The organism is Xanthobacter sp. DMC47, from assembly GCF_056313845.1.
Genome location: NZ_JBQUZM010000004.1, coordinates 1,224,589 through 1,241,766, shown reverse-complemented (window position 1 = coordinate 1,241,766; position 17,178 = coordinate 1,224,589). Strand labels below are relative to the sequence as shown.

Sequence of the window (17,178 nt, the reverse complement as noted above, 5' to 3'; positions counted from 1 at the left end):
CGCGTCGCGCTGGGCCGTTTCGTCGCGCCCCGCTGCAAACGCTGAACACGCGCCGATCGCGGCCGGGTGCAGCCGCCCTCCAACTATAGTCTGAACGGTCGCTGGATGGGTGCGCAGCTTTTCATTTGAACAATTCCAAACCTCAGCCGTTGCCGTGACAGGGGCCGCACCCGAGTGATAGGATTTCGTCATATTCAACTGGTTTTCGTCCCGCCGGCCTTGATCGCCCCCGGGGCGATGGCCCTCAGGGCAGCGTTTGTGCCCGCTCGTGCGTGCCGGCAGCGGCCGTCGGGGACAGAAGGACAGGTCGCGATGATTGCCGCGCTTCTGATCGTTTTCCGGGAAGTCCTCGAGGCCGGTATTGTCACCGGCGTGGTGCTCGCCGCCTCCGAGGGCATCCGCCATCGCGGCCTCTGGATCAGCCTCGGCATTCTGGGCGGGATCGCCGGCTCGGGCGTGCTCGCGCTCTTCGCCGACACCATCGCTTCCACGTTCGATGGCTCTGGCCAGGACATCCTGAACGCCGCCATCCTTTCCGTCGCGGTGGTCATGCTGGTGTGGACGGTCGTCTGGATGGCGAGCCACGGCAAGCACATGGTCATGGAGATGCGGGAAGTCGGCCGTGACGTGAAGGAGGGGCGCAAGCCCCTCGCCGCGCTGGCCATCGTCGTCGGCATGGCCGTGCTGCGCGAGGGTGTCGAGATCGTGCTCTTCCTCTATGGCATCGCCAGCACCGGCGCCGACTCGACGGGCCAGGTCGTGCTCGGCGGCCTTGCGGGCCTCGCCGGTGGCGCGGCCCTGTCGCTGCTGCTCTATCGCGGCCTCGTGGCGATCCCGCTCAAGCACTTGTTCAAGGTCACGTCCGTCCTCATCACGCTGCTGGCCGCCGGCCTTGCCGCGCAGGTGGTTGGCATCCTGCAGGATTCCGGCTTCATCCAGTCGCTGGCCGAGCCGGTGTGGAATTCGAGCTGGCTGCTGGCCGACGACAGCGCGCTGGGCCGCGTGCTGCGCACGCTGGTCGGCTACCGCGCCGAGCCCACGGGCATGCAGGTGATCGCCTATGTGGCGACGGTGGCGGTCATCCTCGGCCTGTCGGCCATCGTCAACGGCCGCCTTTCGGCCGCCCCGCGCCGTCAGAGCGCCGGCCACTCGGCCGGTGGCCAAGTGTCCCGCGCCTGAGCCTCCTTCCGCGCCTGATCTTCGGAGCGCTTCCGTCGCCCTCCGGCGTTTCCGAGGTCGCCGGCTTCCGGTATGCTGACTGCGCTGTTCCGGGCTCCCGGGACAGGCGGTGCGCCGGGCGGCATCCGAGGAGAAGCATCATGAGCGGCGGAACGGGCGGCAGTGGCCGCAGCAAGGACAGCCGCACCAAGGACGGGCAAGGCCGGGACGGCACCCGCCTGTTCCTGCGCGTGGACTTCGCCGACGGCCGGCGCCTCGGGCCGGGCAAGATCAAGCTTCTGGAGGCGATCCGCGAACACCGCTCCATCCTCGCCGCCGCCAAGGCCATCGGCATGAGTTATCGCCGCGCCTGGCTGCTGGTGGACGAGCTGGACCGTATGTTCGAGCAGCGCGTGATCGTCACCTTCCCCGGCCGCCGTGGCGCGGGCACCGAGGTGACGGCCTTCGGCGAACGAGTGATCGCGCTCTACCGCGCCATGGAGCGGCAGGCGGCCAAGGCCACCAGTGGGGCGCTGGACGAGCTTACGTCCGCCCTTGCGGCGGATTACCACCCGAAATCACACGCAGAGCCGGGGGATCCTGAGGCGGATTCGCCGCTGGCCGCGCCGGCCGCGAAGCAGGCGGGCTGATCTCCGCGCCGGGCGAGTAAAAGCCCGGCGGACGGCTGTCCACCGTCACCGCCTTGATCATCGCCCACACCTGCATGCCCGGCTCAAGGCCAAGGCGCAGCACGCTTTCCTGCGTCACCAGCGAGCTGAGGCGGCCGGCGGAAAGCGCCAGCTCCACCTCGGAGAACGGACCTTCCGCCCGCGTGATGGCCGCGATGGTGCCGGAAATCCGGTTGGTCACCGACACGTCCATGGGCCGCGACAGGGACAGCGACACGTCGCGCGAGCGGATGCGCGCCCGCGCCGGCGCGCCTACCGGGCGGCCCACCAGCGGCACGCGCAATTCGCCGTCCGCGAACGAGACGGTGGAAAGGCCGAGGTCCGGATCGTGCGCCGTCACGATGCAGTCGAGGATGGTGCCGATATCGAACCGGCCGATGACCGGCAGCAGCTCGGGCCGGGACAGGACGTCAGCGAGGGGGCCGCAGGCGATGACCTTGCCGTCCGACAGCGCGGCCACCGCATCGGCGAGGCGCAGCACCTCCTCGATGGAGTGGCTGACATAGAGGATGGGCAGGTTCAGCTCGTCGCGTAGCCGCTCGAGATACGGCAGGATTTCGCCCTTGCGCATCTCGTCCAGGGAGGCGAGGGGCTCGTCCATCAGGAGCAGGCGCGGCTGGGAGAGTAGCGCGCGGCCGATGGCGATGCGCTGCTTCTCGCCGCCGGAGAGCGTGTGCGGGCGGCGCTGCAAGAGGTGGCCGACGCCCAGCATCTCCACCACGGCATCGAACTTTATGGTGCGCGGCCGCTTCGTGCGGCGCTCGCCGTAGCGCAGGTTGTTCTCGATGGTCATGTGCGGGAACAGCCGCGCGTCCTGGAACACGTAGCCGACCGCGCGCTGCTCCATGGGCAGGTTGATGCCCGCCTGCTTGTCGAAGAACACCGTGTCGCCGACGCGGATGTGCCCGGTGTCCGGCGTCAGCGAGCCGGCGACCAGCTGGATCACCGTGGTCTTGCCGCAGCCGGAACGGCCGAACAGGGCGGTCACGCCGGTCTCGGGCGCCCTGAGGTCCGCCTTCAGGTGGAAGCCGGTGGAGCGGGCGAGGGAGACTTCGATCTCGATCATATCTGGCCCAGCGCCACGCGGATGCGCTTGTCCGCCATCTCCGCCAGCATGAGGGAGCCGAGGGCGAGGATCACTGACACCACCGTGAGGCGCAGCGCCATGGCGTCGCCGTCGGGCATGTGGGTGGCGCTGTAGATGGCGAGCGGGATGGTCCGCGTCTGGCCTTCCACATTGGAGACGAAGGTGATGGTGGCGCCGAACTCGCCCAGCGCGGAGGCGAGCGAGATGAGGCAGCCGGAAAGCACCCCGGGCATCATCAGCGGCAGTGTCACGGTGAAGAAGGCGTCGAGCCTGCTGGCCCCCAGCGTGCGCGCTGCCGTCTCGATGCCCTTGTCGATGCCGCCGATGGCAAGGCGGATGGCGTTGACCGTGAGCGGGAAGCTCACCACCGCCGCCGCGACCGTGGCGCCCGCGGTGGAGAAGATCAGCGAGATGCCGAACCACTCGTTGAGATACTGGCCGAGATAGCCGCGGTTGCCGAGGACGATGAGCAGCAGATAGCCCACCACCACCTTGGGCAGCACGAGGGGCAGGTGGACGATGCCGTCGAAGATGCCTTTTCCGGGAAACTCGAAGCGGGCGAGCACCCAGCCAATGAGAATGGCCGGCGGCAGGCTCCACAGAGTGGCCCAGAAGGCCACGATGAGGCTCAGCCGCACGGCCGTCCATTCTTCGGGAGTGAGCAACATCTCGAATATATCCGCCTGCAAAAAGGCCGCGCATCGCCCGTGAAACAGGCTCGGCCTTTTGCCCCCAATAAGCAATTCCCGTTCCGCCCCGCGCCCCCCGGCGCGCAGCGGCTCAGTTCACCGCGAAGCCGTACTTCTTGAAGATGTCCTTGGCCTCGGGGCTCTGGACGAAGGCGAAGAAGGCCTTGGCGGCGGCGGTGTCCTGGCCCTTCACGAGGGCGAAGGGGTAATCGACGGGCGGATAGCTGTCGGCCGGGAAGGTGGCGACGATCTTCACGTTCTTGGCGATGGCCGCATCGGTGGCGTAGACGACGCCGTAAGGCACCTCGCCGCGCTCCACCAACGCCAGCGCCGCGCGGACGCTCTCCGAACCGACGATCCGGGGGCCGATCTTGTCCCACAGGCCGAGATTGGTGAAGGCCTGCTTGGCATAGACGCCCACCGGCACGCTGTCGGTGAGGCCGGTGGCGATGCGGCCGTTGGGGCCGAGCAGCGCGTCCACGTCGAGGCTCTTGGAGATGGTCACCGGCTTCGCCTTGTCGGCGGGGGCGACCAGCACCAGCTCGTTGCCGAGCAGCTTCACCCGGGTGGCGGGCAGGGTCAGGCCCTTGCCGTCGGTATAGTCCATCCACTTCAGGTCGGCGGAGGCGAAGATGTTGGCGGGTGCGCCGGCCTCCATCTGCTTGGCCAGTGCCGAGGAGGCAGCGAAGGAAAACTTGATGCTGTCCTTGCTGCCCTTCGCCTCATAGGCCTTGGCGATGTCCTGCAAGGCGTTGGTGAGGCTCGCGGCGGCAAACACCGTCACGGTCTCCTGCGCGGCCGCGGGGAGCGGCGCGGCGGCAAAGGCCGAGACGACGAGACCGAGGACCAGGCGGCGGGAGGCAGGAAACGAGGCGAGGAACGAGGCAGGAAAACCGGACATGGCAATGGCACCTCGGCAATGGGCCTGTGATATGTCCATCGATATACAGGATGCTGCGGCGAGACAATAGGCTGGGCCGTTCCGAAAGGTCAGGACCCGCCGCAGCGCGGCTCAGGATACCGCCAAACGTCTGGCGCCCAGTCGGCCTTTGCTGCACTGCGGCATCACGCCGCGCGGGGGCGCGACGCCGTCAAAAGCCCATGAGCTTCAGCGCGGCGGCACCGGGAGCCAGCATGGCGAAGGCCCAGATGCCCGCGCTCGTCACGTTCGCCACCTGGAAGTGGCTCTGGCGCATGGCGAGCACGCCGGCGATCAGCGGCACAACCGCGCGCAGCGGCCCGAAGAAGCGTCCGATGGCGACGCCCCACACGCCGAAGCGCTGGAAGAAGTCCTCCGCGCGGGCCACGAGGTCCGGCCGGCGCGACAGGGGCCAGAAGCCCTTCGCGCGCTCCTTGTAGTGGAAGCCGAGCCAATAGGAGACGGCATCGCCCAGCGCGGCGCCTGCGGCGGCGGCGAGCCAGATGGGGAAGAAGTGCAGCCCCGCCGCCTCGATCAGCGCGCCGATGGCGAGCAGAAGCACGGTGGCGGGAATGAAGAAGGAGATCAGCGCCAGCGATTCCCCGAAGGCGAGCCCGAACACCACGGCCGGCGCGAGATAATGGTGCTGCTCGACGAAGGCGGTGGTTGCGGCGACGATGGCGGAAAAATCGAACATGTCTCCTCCTGCCGCGAGGATCGGCGGCGTGGCCTCCGGGCGCAAGGCCCTGCCGCGCGCCACCCCGGGCGACTGCTTCAGCGTGTTCTACTGGACGCACATTCGGGCGAAATGGCGCCACGCGACGCATTCGGACGGCGCAAAGCTCCGCCTGCCCAACCATTCGCCTTGAAATCGTCACGGGTCTCGTCCATATGCGGTGCATCGCGCCGATGGAGGCAGTTGGTTTCCTCCCCTTAGCGCGCTCGGGCCGCGTAGCGGAGACCGCTGGAGCTTCGATCTGGACGACGCCGTGACTGGGCGTTTCGTCGGTGAGGCATCGCAAGCGGCTTTGCCCGATCACATCTTTTGCCCTTGGACACCCCTGGCCACGCGGGATGTCGAAATCCCGCGAGCCGCGCCGCGCCCAAAAGGCTGCGCCGGTGCCGCTCGCATATGAAAGTCAGAGCTTGACCTCTTTTTCGAGCCTCGGCCTTGCCGAGCCCATCGTTCGCGCCCTCACCGAAGCGAATCACGTCACTCCCACCCCCATTCAGGCTGAAGCCATCCCGCAGGTCCTCAACGGCCGCGACCTGATCGGCATCGCCCAGACCGGCACCGGCAAGACCGCTGCCTTCGCCCTTCCCATCCTCGATCGCCTCGTGCGCCATCCCCGCCGTCCGGACCCCAAGTCCGTGCGTGCCCTGGTGCTGTCGCCCACCCGCGAATTGTCCGGCCAGATCGTGGACAATTTCGAGAAGTTCGGCCGCCATGCCCGCATCTCGGTCACGCTCGCCATCGGCGGCGTGCCCATGGGCCGGCAGATCCGGGCGCTTGCCCGCGGCGTGGACGTGCTCGTCGCCACCCCGGGCCGGCTCATGGACCTCGTGGAAAACCACGCGGTGAAGCTCGACCAGGTGGAGATGTTCGTCCTCGACGAGGCCGACCAGATGCTGGACATGGGCTTCGTCCATGCCATCCGCGCGGTGGTGCGCCGGCTGCCGCACAAGCGGCACTCCCTGTTCTTCTCCGCCACCATGCCGCCGGCCATCGCCGAGCTGGCGGGCGGCATGCTGCATGATCCGGTGCGCGTCGCTGTCACCCCGGTGGCCAAGACCGCCGACCGGGTGGAGCAGCGCGTCATCCACGTGGACAAGCCCAACAAGGGCCAGCTCCTCGCCGAGGTGCTCTCCACCGAGGAGATCGACCGCGCCCTCGTCTTCGCCCGCACCAAGCACGGCGCGGACAAGGTGGTGCGCGTGCTCGCCAAGTGCGGCATTGCCGCCGAGGCGATCCACGGCAACAAGTCGCAGAACCAGCGCGACCGCGTGCTCCTCGCCTTCCGCGAGGGCAAGATCCGCACCCTGATCGCCACCGATATCGCCGCGCGCGGCATCGATGTGACGGGCGTCAGCCACGTCATCAATTACGACCTGCCCAACGTGCCCGAGAGCTACGTCCACCGCATCGGCCGCACCGCGCGCGCCGGCCGGGAAGGCATCGCCATCTCCTTCTGCGATCACGAGGAGAGGGCGTATCTCAAGTCCATCGAGCGGCTCATCAAGCTGCAGATCCCGGCCACCGACCGTCGCGGCGCAGGCATGCGCTTCGCTATTCCGGACGCGCCGCCGATCGAGCTGGAGGAGCGCGACGAGACCGCCGAGCGCAACGATTTCATCGGTGGTCGCGGCGGCCGTCCGGGCCAGCGTGGCCCGCAGCGTCCGCGCGGTCCGCGCCCCGAAGGCGGGCGTGGCCAGGGCCAGCGCGCCGAGGGCCGCGAGCCGCGTGGCGAGCGTCCGGCCGGCGAGGGTCGTCCGGCCCGTGCCGCCCAGCCGCGTGCCGAGCGCGCCCCCGAAGGGCACCGCAACGCCCAGGGGGCCGGCAACGGCGCAGGCCGTCGTGACGGCCAGAACCGCGGCGGTGAGCGCAGCGGTGAGCACCGTGGCGAGGCCCGTCCCCCCCGGGGCGAGCGCTCGGGTGAGCGCGGCGGCGATCGCGGCGCGCGTCCCGGCGCCGATCTCGGCGGCCTCGGCTTCATGAAGGCCGTGTCCAACCGAGGCGAGCGTCCCGCCAGCCGTCCGGCCGGCACCAAGCGCCCGGTGCGCTGAGCATCGGCACTCCCGTCACACTGCGTTGAACAGGTCACGCCGGGCCTTTTTCCCGGGCCGGCGTGACCCACCTATGGGAAATCGGGCGATTTTGTGAGATAAGCCCGCCAAATTCGTCCCGCGCCGCGGGACCGCTGGAGACGACTATATGGCGAAGGAAGAACTGCTGGAGTTCGAGGGGACTGTGACGGAAGTGCTCCCGGACGGCAATTTCCGGGTGCGTCTCGACAACGACCACCAGATTCTGGCCTATGCGGCCGGCAAGATGAAGAAGAACCGCATCCGCACCATCGAGGGCGACCGCGTGGTGGTGGAGATGTCCCCCTACGATCTCGATCGCGGCCGGATCAACTTCCGCCACAAGGCCGAGGGCAACGCCCCGCCGCCCGGCGCTCGCCGCCAGCAGAATTTCCGCCGCCGCTGATCCTTCGGGATCGCGGACAGGGCGTTCGGCGCCGGCCGGGGACATCCCCGCGCCGGCTTTTGGCGTTTGTGACGGGCTTCGCCTAGCCCGCGCGGCGCCTGAGCGAAGGCAACGCAGGACGCCCGCGCCGCTAATCCCTCCCGTCATCGCCCGCCTTGTGCGGGCGATCCACACCTCGGCTGGAGGGGTGCCCGGATGGCGGAAAGCGGAATGGCCCCGGAGTGGATCCCCCGGACGAGCCGGGGGATGACGGCTCCGGACTGGAGCCGAGCGCGGCGCAGAAGCGCGGCGCCGCTCAGCCCCGGCTGTCCGCCTTGATCAGGTCTGCCGCCTTCTCCGCGACCATCATCACCGCCGCCGCCGTGTTGGCCGAGACCAGCGTCGGCATCACCGAAGCATCCACCACGCGCAGGCCATCGAGCCCGATGACGCGCAGGTGCGGGTCCGCCACGGCCTGAGGCCCGGTGCCCATGCTGCAGGTGCCGACCGGGTGATAGATGGTCTGCCCCGTGCGGCGGGCGAACTCCACGAAGTCGGCGTCGCTCCGGCAGTCCGGCCCGGGGTTCATCTCGAAGGCGCGGTACGGGTCCATGGCCGGCTGATCGACGATCTGCCGCGCGATCTTCATGCCGGCGGCAAGACAGGCGCGATCCTCCTCTACGGCGAGGAAGTTCGGTCGGATGGCGGGCGGCGTCAGCGGGTCCGCGCTCTTGGCATGGATCGAGCCCACAGAGTGGGGCCGCAACTGGGTGACGCCGATGGTCATGCCCGGCAGATGATCCAGCGTGCGATCGGCGGCGTTGGCGTAGCTCGCGTGCATGAAGAAGTACTGCACGTCCGGCCCCGCCAGCCCCGGCCGCGTCTTCACGAAGCCATGGGCGAGGCCCGTGCCCAGCGTGAGGATGCCCTTGCGGGTGAGAAAATACTGCGCCACCGCCTTGGCCAGGGCGACGCCGCGCGTCTGCTCGTTGAGGGTGATGGGCTCCTTCACCCGCCAGTTCATGCGGGTGGCGAAATGGTCCTGATAATTGTTGCCGACGCCCGTCAGCGCATGAACGACAGGAATGCCCGCCGCCCGCAGCACCTCCGGATGGCCGATGCCGGAGAGTTCCATCAGATGGGGGGACTGCACGGCGCCTGCGGTGAGCAGCACCTCGCCCGAGGCGGTGGCCGTCTCTTCCTTCCCGTCGCGGCGGAACACCACGCCCGTTACCCGCCGCCCGTTGAGCACCAGCCGCAGCGCCTGCGCGTGGGTGATCACCTTGAGGTTGGGGCGGGAGAGGGCAGGGCGCAGATAGCCGTCCACAACCGTCCAGCGCCGACCGCCTCGCTGGTTCACCTGGTAATAGCCGAAGCCTTCCTGGTCCTTCCCGTTGTAGTCGGGATTGCGCGGGAAGCCCGCTTCCTCCGCCGCCGAGAGGAAGGCCTCGGAGAGCACCGGCCGCTCCGCCACTCGCACGATGCTGATGGGCCCGTTTGTGCCGCGCACGGTCGGGTCCGCGTCCGGCTCGTCGAAGCGCTCGAACTTCTTGAAATAGGGCAGGACGTCGTCATAGCCCCAGCCAGTGGCGCCGCGCTGGGCCCAGCCGTCGAAATCCTGCTTCTGCCCGCGCACGAAGATCATGCCGTTGATGAGCGTCGAGCCGCCGAGCCCCTTGCCGCGCGGCACGACGATGGGGCGGTCGTAGGTGTTGGGCTCGGGCTCGGTGTTGAAGCGCCAGTTGAAGGCGCTGCCCGACAGGAGCTTGGAGAAGCCGGCCGGGATGGGCACCCAGAAGCCCTTGTCCGTGCCGCCGGCCTCCAGCAGCAGCACGCGCCGGCGCGGGTCTTCCGAGAGCCGGGCGGCAAGGATGCACCCTGCGGTGCCGCCGCCCACCACGATGTAATCGAAACTGTCCATCGTCTTCGATCCGAATGGGACTAGAGGGCGGCGCCGGGCATTCCCGGCAGCGGCATTCCCTTCGCAGCCATGGTGACGGCGAGGCCGGCCATCACCTCCTCCTTGCCGGCGAAGGCGGCGCGCTCCAGCACCTTGGAGATGGTGGGGGAGGCGATCTTGCCGGTCACGCGCTGGATCGGCTGGTCCAGCCAGTCGAGATAGCGGCGCTGGATCTCGTCGGCGAGGAAGCCGCCATAGGAGGTGGAGAGGGAGCCCTGCTCCACGATGAGCACGTTGTTGGTCTTGCGGATGCTCTCGCCGATGGTGTCCCAGTCGAGCCCCGCACGATCGAGGGACCTGAGGTCGATGATCTCGGCATCGAGCCCCAGCTCCTCCACGGCCTCGCGGCTGCGGTGGACCATGGCGGAATAGGTGAGGATCGTGAGTTCGCGCCCCGGGCGCACCACCTTCGCCTTGCCGAAGGGGATGATGTAGTCGAGGTCGCCGTCCGGAATGGCGCCGGAGGTCTGGTAGAGGTCCACGTGCTCGATCACGAGCACCGGGTCCTCGCAGGCCAGCGCCGCATTCATCAGGCCCACGTAGTCGAACGGGGTGGAGGGCGCGACGATGCGCCAGCCGGGGGAGGTGGCGAACACGCCCGCCGGGTCCAGCGAATGCTGGGAGCCGTAGCCCGTGCCCATGGCGATCTTGGTGCGCAGCACGAGGGGCACCGGCACGTCCGCCCCGAACATGTGCCGCGCCTTGCCGATCTGGTTGAACACCGGGTCGGCGGCGACCCACATGAAGTCGGGATACATGAACTCGATGATGGGCCGGTAGCGCCCGTCCATGGCGATGCCGCCAGCGAGGCCCGCGAACGCGCCTTCCGAGATGGGCGTGCCGAGGCAGCGATCGGGGAAGGCGGCGGCGAGGCCGCGGGTGGCGCCGTTGGTGCCGCCCTTCAGCTTGTGGATGTCCTCGCCCATGATGACGAAGCGGTCGTCCGTCTCGAAGCGGCGGTGGAGCACGTCGGCGATGGCGTCCACGAACTTGCGCTCGGCGAGGCGGCCGCGATAGGTCGCCTCCTCCTCGCCGCGCTTGCCCGAAAGCTCGGAGAGATCGCCGCGGATGCCCTCGTCCACGAAGGACACGTTGGGCCACATGCTGGGCATCACCCGGCGCTTGTTGCCCACGGTCTCCACGAGCCTTGCTGCCGCATCCGCCATGGCCGCCTCGGCGCGCTCGGTGAGGGCGTCGAGATCATCCTGTGTGAGATCGCCACGCGCCACCAGCGCCGCGCCGGTGCGCTTGATGGGGTCGCGGGCGCGCCATGCTGCCTCTTCCTCCTTGGTGCGATAGCCGAAGGCGGAACCGGGCAGGGCGCCGTTCTGGTGGAAATAGCGGTAGACGTCCGCCTCGATCACGGCCGGGCCCTGGCCCGCGCGCATGATCTTCAGGGCCTCCTGGGTGGCGAGATGGACCGCCAGCGGGTCCATGCCGTCCACTTTCCAGGAGGGGATGCCGAAGCCGGTGCCACGGCCCGAGAGGCGCGTCTCGCGCGTTGCCTCCTCCACGGTGGTGGCCACCGCGTAGCCGTTGTTCTCTATGAAGAAGAGCAGCGGCAGGTCCCACGCGGCGGCGAGATTCATGGTCTCCAGCACTGCGCCGATATTCACCGCGCCGTCGCCGAAATAGGAGATGGCCACATCCCCCGTGCCCGCGCGCTTGTGGGCGAAGGCCGCGCCCGCCGCCAGAGGCACGCCGCCGCCGACGATGGCATTGGTGCCGATGGCGCCCGCCTCGCCCCAGCGCAGGTGCATCGAGCCGCCGCGCCCGTGGCCGAAGCCGGGTTCGAGGCCGAGGATTTCGGCGAGCGAGCGGTGGAGCAGGGCGTGGGTGTCATCGCTCAGCGGCGCGGTGGGGTCGAGGCCCGGCGCCACATAGGCGAGGGCTTTGGCGAGGAACTGGTGATGGCCGCGATGGGAGCCGTTGACCTGATCGGTGGGGCGCAGGCCCACGATGGAGCCAGCCGCGCCGCCCTCCTGCCCGATGGAGGAATGGGCGGGGCCGTGCACGAGGCCCTCGCCGGCCAGCTCCAGCACCTTCTCCTCGAAGGCCCGGATCAGCGCCATCTGCGTCAGAAGCTCCTTGAGCAGGGCCGGGTCGGCGGCGGCCCAGTCGGCCTCCGTGGTCTTGAGTTCGACCCAGGGCGCGGCGGGATGAAGGGCAATGGTCTCGGGCATCTCTTGTCTCCGTGCCGCGGCGTCCTCCTGCGCTCGGAGTGGCGTCGGGACCGTCAATTAAAACGTTTCGTACAAGTGCTTCCGGCACCCGCCGGAAGCTGTGTTCGGCGTGCCTGCGGCACCTGCCGCAGGCGGTGTTCACAGGTAGCCGTAGGCGGTCCAGCCGCCGTCCACGGCCATGATCTGGCCGGTCACGGCGCTCGCCTGGTCGGACGCGAGGAAGACGGCCATGCGCGCCACCTCCTCGGTCTCGATGAGCCGGCCCATGGGCGTGCGCGCCCGGAGCCTGTCGAGGTCGAGGCGGCCGCGTTCGGCGAGGTCGTCGAGGAAGGGGGTGCGCACATAGCCGGGGGCGAGGGCATTCACCCGCACGCCTTGCCCGGCCCATTCGCAGGAGAGCGCCTTGGCCATCATGGCGACGCCGGCCTTGGAGGCGCAGTAGCCGATACGCTCGGGGGCCGCGACGATGCCGTACATGGACGCCATGAGCAGCAGCGAGCCGCCACCCTGCGCGATCATCCGCCGGCCGGCTTCCTGCGCGGTGAGGAACACGCCGGTGAGGTTGATGGAAATGACGCGCTCCCACTCCTCCTCGCTCACCGAGAGGGTGGGGGCGTTCTGCGAGACGCCGGCATTGGCGAGGCAGATGTCCACCGGCCCGAACCGCGCCTCGGCCGCATCGAAGGCGGCCACGATGTCCGCCTTGCGCGTCACCGAGCCCTTGACGGCAAGCGTCTCGCCCAGCTCTTCCGCGATGCGCGCGGCGGCGGGATCGAGGTCGAGCAAGACGAGGGAGGCGCCCTCCGCCCGGAAGGCCCGCGCCACGGCAAGGCCGATGCCCGAGGCGCCGCCGGTGATGAGGGCGCAGCGGCCCGCCAGCGCGCCAGTCACGAGGCGGCTCCGAGGGAACGCATGCCGAGGAAGTCGGCCATCAGATCGAGCTGGCAGACCAGCATGGGCTTGCCCGGATGGGTGCGGCAGCCCTTGGCCTTCGCCGCCGCAAGGATCGCGGTCTCCTCCGGCTGCATGATGACCTCGGCAACGATCTGGTCGCTTGTCAGCCGAGACGCATCGAGGGGCAGGGCATCGCCCTCTTTCAGTCCTAGGGATGTGGCGTTGGCGGCGATATCGTGGCCGGAGGGGTCGGACGTGCCGATCTGAACCGGCGCGCCCGGGAAGGCGTCGGCGAGGCGCGCCGCGAGGTCTTCCGCCTTGGCCCGCGTGCGATTGGCGATGGTGAGGCGGGCAACACCGGCCTCCACGAAAGCGAAGGCGATGGCGTTGGCCGCGCCGCCGGCTCCCGCGAGATAGACGCTCTTGCCCTTGGGATCGATGCCGGCCGCGATGAGCCCGCCGACGAAGCCTTTGCCGTCCAGCATGTCGCCGATCAGCCGCCCGTCCTCTTCCCGGCGCACCACGTTGCAGGCGCCAATGCGGCGGGCGCTGTCGGAGACCTCATCCAGAAGGTCCACGATGGCGGTCTTGTGCGGCACCGTGACCACGAAGCCGCCAAGGCTCTTCATGGCTTTGAGGCCATCCACGAGGCGCGGCAGCTCGTCGGATGAGACGTGGAAGGGCACCATCACGCCGTCGCGACCCTCGCGCGCCATGAGGGCGTTGAGCATCTGCGGCGTCTTCACGTGATGGATGGGGTCCGCGAGGATGCCGTAGACCTTGGTGAGGCCGGAAATCTCGCGGGATGTCGGGGCGGTCATGGCAGATGTCCGGTCTCAGATGCCGAGATAGGCGGTCTTGATGTGCGGGTCGGCGAGCAGGCCCACGCCGGTGTTCTCGATGGCGATGGCGCCGTTCTCGATCACATAGGCGCGGTCGGCGATCTTCAGCGCGTGGAACGCCTTCTGCTCCACGAGGAGAACCGTGGTGCCGCTCTTGCAGATGCGGTCGATGACATCGAACATCTGCCCGACGATGATGGGCGCGAGCCCCAGCGACGGCTCGTCCAGCATCAGCAGCTTCGGCTTCGCCATCAGCCCGCGGGCGATGGCCACCATCTGCTGCTCGCCGCCGGAGAGGGAGCCGGCGAGCTGGGACAGGCGCTCGCGGACGCGGGGGAAGATGTCCAGCACTTCCTCGAAGCGCTCCATCATCCCGGCGCGGACGCTCGGGTGGTATCCGCCCATCAGCACGTTGTCGCGCACCGTCATCACAGGGAAGAGCTGTCGCGCCTCCGGCACCATGATGAGGCCCGAGCCCACGATCTCGTCCGGGCTCATGCGGTCGATGCGCTTGCCGTCGAACTCGATGGTCCCGGAGGTGGGCTTCACCAGGCCGGAAATGGTGCGCAGCAGGGTCGTCTTGCCGGCGCCGTTGGAGCCGATGATGGTGACGACCTCGCCCCTTCCGACGCGGAGGGACAAGTCCTGGAGGATGACGGTCCGGCCATAGCCGGCGGTCACGTCAGAGACCTTGAGCATGGACGAAATCCTCCCCGAGATAGGCCTCGATCACCCGGCGCTCGCGCACGACGGCTTCCGGCGCGCCCTCGGCGATCACCTTGCCGCTGTCGATGACGACGATGCGGTCCGACAGGCTCATGATGGCCTGCATGTTGTGCTCGATGGCGATGACGGAAACGCCGCTGTCGCGGATGGCGCGCACCAGTTCCACCATCTTCAGCGTGTCCGACTGGCTCTGGCCGGCCATCACCTCGTCGAGGAGGAGGACGGTCGGCTCGGTGGCGAGCGTGCGCGCCACTTCGAGCCGCTTCAGGCCGCCGATGGGCAGGGTGCCGGCTTCCACATCCTTCACATCATAGAGGCCGACGGTGCGCGCCACCCGCAGCGCCACGGCGCGGGCGTCGTCCACCGAACGGTGGCGCAGGAAGGCGCCGATCATGATGTTCTCCAGCACGCTCAGCTTGCCGAAGGGCTGGACGATCTGAAACGTGCGGCCGATGCCGAGGCGGGCGAAGGCATCGGGCGTCTTCGGCTGGTGCCATTTGCCGTCCTGTCCCAGGAGTTCCACCGTGCCCGCATTGGGCGCGAGGAAGCCGGAGAGCTGGGCGAAGACGGTGGTCTTGCCCGCGCCGTTGGGGCCGATGACGCCGAGGATTTCGCCGCGCTTCAGGGTGAGGGACACGTTGTCCGTGGCCACCAGCCCGCCGAAGCGCTTCACGAGGTTGGTCGCCTTCAGCACCGGCTCGCCGGGCGTGCCGCCGACCAGCTTGACCGCGGGCGCAACCGTCTCCGGCCGGGTCCGTCCGCCGCCGGGCAGTCTGTCGATCAGGCGGGTGACGAAGGGACCGAAGGTGCCGACGAGGCCGCCGGGCAGGGTGAGCGTGATGATGACCAGCACGGTGCCGTAGACGAAGCCGTGCAGGCCATTGGCCGAGGCCCCGAGCCAGCCGCGGGCGAGTTCCGCCAGCGGCACCACCAGGACCGTGCCGAGCAGCGGCCCCGCCACGGTCCCGAGGCCACCGATCAGGGCGAACATGGCGATCTCGATGGCGGTGGCGAGAGAGAACAGCGTCGCCGGCTCCAGGAACGTCATGTACATGGCGTGGAAGGTGCCGACGGTCGCCGTGAGCGCCGCCGAGGCGGCGATGGCCCAGAGCTTGACGCCGTTGATGTTGATGCCTGCCGCCTGGGCCGCGCTGTCGCGCTCGCGCACGGCGGTGAGGGAATAGCCGAGCCGCGAGTGGCGGATGGCGTAGCTGACGGCGAGCGACAGCAGCAGCAGGCCGAAGGCGATGTAGAGATAGTTGATCTTCTCGCGGAAGATCATCCACGGCCAGCCGATCTGCAGCGGCACCACGAGGCCGGCCGAACCGCCGGTAAGGCCGTTGAAGTGGATGGCGAGCAGCCGCACCACCTCCAGGAAGGCGATGGTGGCGAGCGAGAAGAACGGTCCGCGCAGCCGGAAGCAGGGATAGCCGATGCCGATGGACACCAGCGCCGCCAGCGCCGCGCCGCCGATCATGCCGATCCACGGCGAGAGGCCGAAGCTGTCCAGCAGCAGCGCCGCCGTATAGCCGCCGATGCCGTAGAACACCGTGTGGCCCAGCGAGAGCTGGCCGGCATAGCCGCCGAGGATGTTCCACGCGGTGGCCAGCGCTCCGAACACGCAGATGGTGACGAAGACGTGGATGACGAAGGTCGAGCCCGACCAGGCCGGGATGATGACCAGCAGCGAGAGCGCGAGGAGCGCGCAATAGACCCGCGGATTGGCGAGGCGCGCCAGCAGGGAGGGACCGCCGGAGGACACCGGGGTGGCGGAGGCGGGCGAGGAGTCTTGAAGGCTCATCGGATCACTCCGTGCCGCGGCCGAGGCCGAACAGGCCGGTGGGCTTGAAGATGAGAATGGCGAGGAAGATCGCGAAATAGACGACTTCCTTGAGGTCGGGGGCGATGTAGTAGCCGGAGAGGCTGTCCACGAGACCGATGATCATCGCGCCGAAGAAGGCGCCGTACATGGAGCGCATGCCGCCCAGCACCACCACCACGAAGGCGGTGAGGACGAAGTAGGTGCCGATGGTGGGCGTGACCGGATAGAGCGGCATCACCAGCGCCGAGGCGAGGCCGACGCAGGCGGCGCCGATGCCGAAGGCGATGACGTAGATCTGGTCCACCTTCACGCCCATGAGCAGCGCCGCGTTGCGGTTCTGCGCGGTGGCGCGGATGGCGCGGCCGAGGGCGGTGGACTGCATGAAGAGGTGCAGCCCGGCGACCAGCGCCAGCGCGCACACGAACATCACGATCTGCCCCTTCACCAGCGAGAAGCCGCCGACCATGACGGAGCCCTGCGCGGCGGAGGGGGGGATGGAATAGAGGTCCGCGCCGAACACCAGCAGAGCGAGATTAACCAGCGCGGTGGAGAGGCCGACGGTGGCGAAGATCTGGATGTGCTCCTCGGCCCCCAGCAGCGGCTGGATGAGGAAGCGCTGCACCGCCGCGCCGATGGCGAACAGCAGGATCACGATGGGCACTGCGGCGGCATAGGGGTGCAGGCCGAACTTCGCGGCCAGCAGATAGGCCGCGTACATGCCCACCATCAGGAACTCGCCGTGGGCGAAGTTCACCACCCGCACGATGCCGAAGATCAGGGTGAGGCCGACGCTGATGATGGCATACATGCTGCCGAGCAATATGCCGTTGAGCACCAGCTGGATAAGAACGTCCATCGCGCTTGGCTCCAGTGCGCAGGTGGGTGAGGCGTGCCGTCGGGGCGCAGAGGACCGGCGCCGCGCCGGGGCAGGGGCGCGGCTTCGGCCGAGAGCGCAGCGGGCTGCGCCGGTCAGGTGTCAGAGGGCCCCGCCCGGAGCCAGACCGGGCGGGGCAGGGCGGCGC

Annotated in this window: 16 protein-coding genes; 5 read left to right on the top strand and 11 right to left on the bottom strand. The window is 68.9% G+C overall.

Annotated features, from left to right (window positions below; genetic code table 11):
* Positions 1 to 312 precede the first annotated feature (312 nt).
* Both ACT54R_RS17545 and ACT54R_RS17540 read left to right on the top strand, forming a co-directional pair.
* The gene (locus ACT54R_RS17545) at positions 313 to 1,179 is read left to right on the top strand and encodes an FTR1 family iron permease (RefSeq protein WP_476328398.1); all 867 of its coding nucleotides are present in this window, start codon (positions 313 to 315) and stop codon (positions 1,177 to 1,179) included.
* Between the two features lie 140 nt (positions 1,180 to 1,319).
* Entirely contained in the window at positions 1,320 to 1,808 is a 489-nt protein-coding gene (locus ACT54R_RS17540; protein ID WP_476328396.1) for a winged helix-turn-helix domain-containing protein, read from the top strand.
* Here ACT54R_RS17540 and modC read toward each other — a convergent pair.
* The 4 genes from modC to ACT54R_RS17520 form a co-directional block, all read right to left on the bottom strand.
* Positions 1,702 to 2,913 carry a molybdenum ABC transporter ATP-binding protein gene (modC, locus tag ACT54R_RS17535; RefSeq protein ID WP_476328394.1) on the bottom strand — a complete coding sequence of 404 codons (1,212 nt, stop codon included), beginning with the start codon at positions 2,911 to 2,913 and terminating at the stop codon, positions 1,702 to 1,704. The two genes, ACT54R_RS17540 and modC, sit on opposite strands and share 107 nt — an antisense overlap.
* The gene (modB, locus tag ACT54R_RS17530; RefSeq protein WP_476329216.1) at positions 2,910 to 3,599 is read right to left on the bottom strand and encodes a molybdate ABC transporter permease subunit; all 690 of its coding nucleotides are present in this window, start codon (positions 3,597 to 3,599) and stop codon (positions 2,910 to 2,912) included. Before modB ends, modC begins: the two co-directional genes overlap by 4 nt.
* Before the next feature lie 115 nt (positions 3,600 to 3,714).
* On the bottom strand, positions 3,715 to 4,524 hold the full coding sequence (gene modA / locus ACT54R_RS17525; RefSeq protein WP_476328392.1) for a molybdate ABC transporter substrate-binding protein: 810 nt from the start codon (positions 4,522 to 4,524) through the stop codon (positions 3,715 to 3,717).
* A gap of 190 nt (positions 4,525 to 4,714) precedes the next feature.
* A complete protein-coding gene (locus ACT54R_RS17520) occupies positions 4,715 to 5,239 on the bottom strand; it encodes a DedA family protein (protein ID WP_168459155.1) in 525 nt (174 codons plus the stop codon).
* Here ACT54R_RS17520 and ACT54R_RS17515 point away from each other — a divergent pair.
* From ACT54R_RS17515 to infA, 3 genes are all read left to right on the top strand, one after another.
* Positions 5,238 to 5,411, top strand: coding sequence for a hypothetical protein (locus ACT54R_RS17515; protein WP_476328390.1), 174 nt, complete (start codon positions 5,238 to 5,240; stop codon positions 5,409 to 5,411). The two genes, ACT54R_RS17520 and ACT54R_RS17515, sit on opposite strands and share 2 nt — an antisense overlap.
* A 277-nt stretch (positions 5,412 to 5,688) precedes the next feature.
* Positions 5,689 to 7,326 (top strand): DEAD/DEAH box helicase, encoded by a 1,638-nt coding sequence (locus ACT54R_RS17510; protein ID WP_476328388.1) that lies wholly within the window; start codon positions 5,689 to 5,691, stop codon positions 7,324 to 7,326.
* Positions 7,327 to 7,474: 148 nt separating this feature from the next.
* A complete protein-coding gene (gene infA, locus ACT54R_RS17505) occupies positions 7,475 to 7,750 on the top strand; it encodes a translation initiation factor IF-1 (RefSeq protein ID WP_012115181.1) in 276 nt (91 codons plus the stop codon).
* Positions 7,751 to 8,045: 295 nt separating this feature from the next.
* Here infA and ACT54R_RS17500 read toward each other — a convergent pair whose 3' ends face one another.
* From ACT54R_RS17500 to ACT54R_RS17470, 7 genes are all read right to left on the bottom strand, one after another.
* Positions 8,046 to 9,650, bottom strand: coding sequence for a GMC family oxidoreductase (locus ACT54R_RS17500; RefSeq protein WP_476328386.1), 1,605 nt, complete (start codon positions 9,648 to 9,650; stop codon positions 8,046 to 8,048).
* Between the two features lie 20 nt (positions 9,651 to 9,670).
* Entirely contained in the window at positions 9,671 to 11,872 is a 2,202-nt protein-coding gene (locus ACT54R_RS17495) for an alpha-ketoacid dehydrogenase subunit alpha/beta (protein WP_476328384.1), read from the bottom strand.
* Positions 11,873 to 12,010: 138 nt separating this feature from the next.
* Complete coding sequence (locus ACT54R_RS17490; protein ID WP_476328382.1) at positions 12,011 to 12,763, bottom strand: SDR family NAD(P)-dependent oxidoreductase; 753 nt, start codon at positions 12,761 to 12,763, stop codon at positions 12,011 to 12,013.
* Positions 12,760 to 13,587: a shikimate dehydrogenase family protein gene (locus ACT54R_RS17485; protein WP_476328380.1), complete on the bottom strand. Its 828-nt coding sequence runs from the start codon at positions 13,585 to 13,587 to the stop codon at positions 12,760 to 12,762. Before ACT54R_RS17485 ends, ACT54R_RS17490 begins: the two co-directional genes overlap by 4 nt.
* A 15-nt stretch (positions 13,588 to 13,602) precedes the next feature.
* Positions 13,603 to 14,307 carry an ABC transporter ATP-binding protein gene (locus ACT54R_RS17480; RefSeq protein WP_168459149.1) on the bottom strand — a complete coding sequence of 235 codons (705 nt, stop codon included), beginning with the start codon at positions 14,305 to 14,307 and terminating at the stop codon, positions 13,603 to 13,605.
* Entirely contained in the window at positions 14,291 to 16,135 is a 1,845-nt protein-coding gene (locus ACT54R_RS17475; protein ID WP_476328378.1) for a branched-chain amino acid ABC transporter ATP-binding protein/permease, read from the bottom strand. The genes ACT54R_RS17480 and ACT54R_RS17475 overlap by 17 nt, the downstream gene beginning before the upstream one ends.
* 4 nt (positions 16,136 to 16,139) lie before the next feature.
* Positions 16,140 to 17,012, bottom strand: coding sequence for a branched-chain amino acid ABC transporter permease (locus ACT54R_RS17470; RefSeq protein WP_168459148.1), 873 nt, complete (start codon positions 17,010 to 17,012; stop codon positions 16,140 to 16,142).
* Positions 17,013 to 17,178 lie beyond the last annotated feature (166 nt).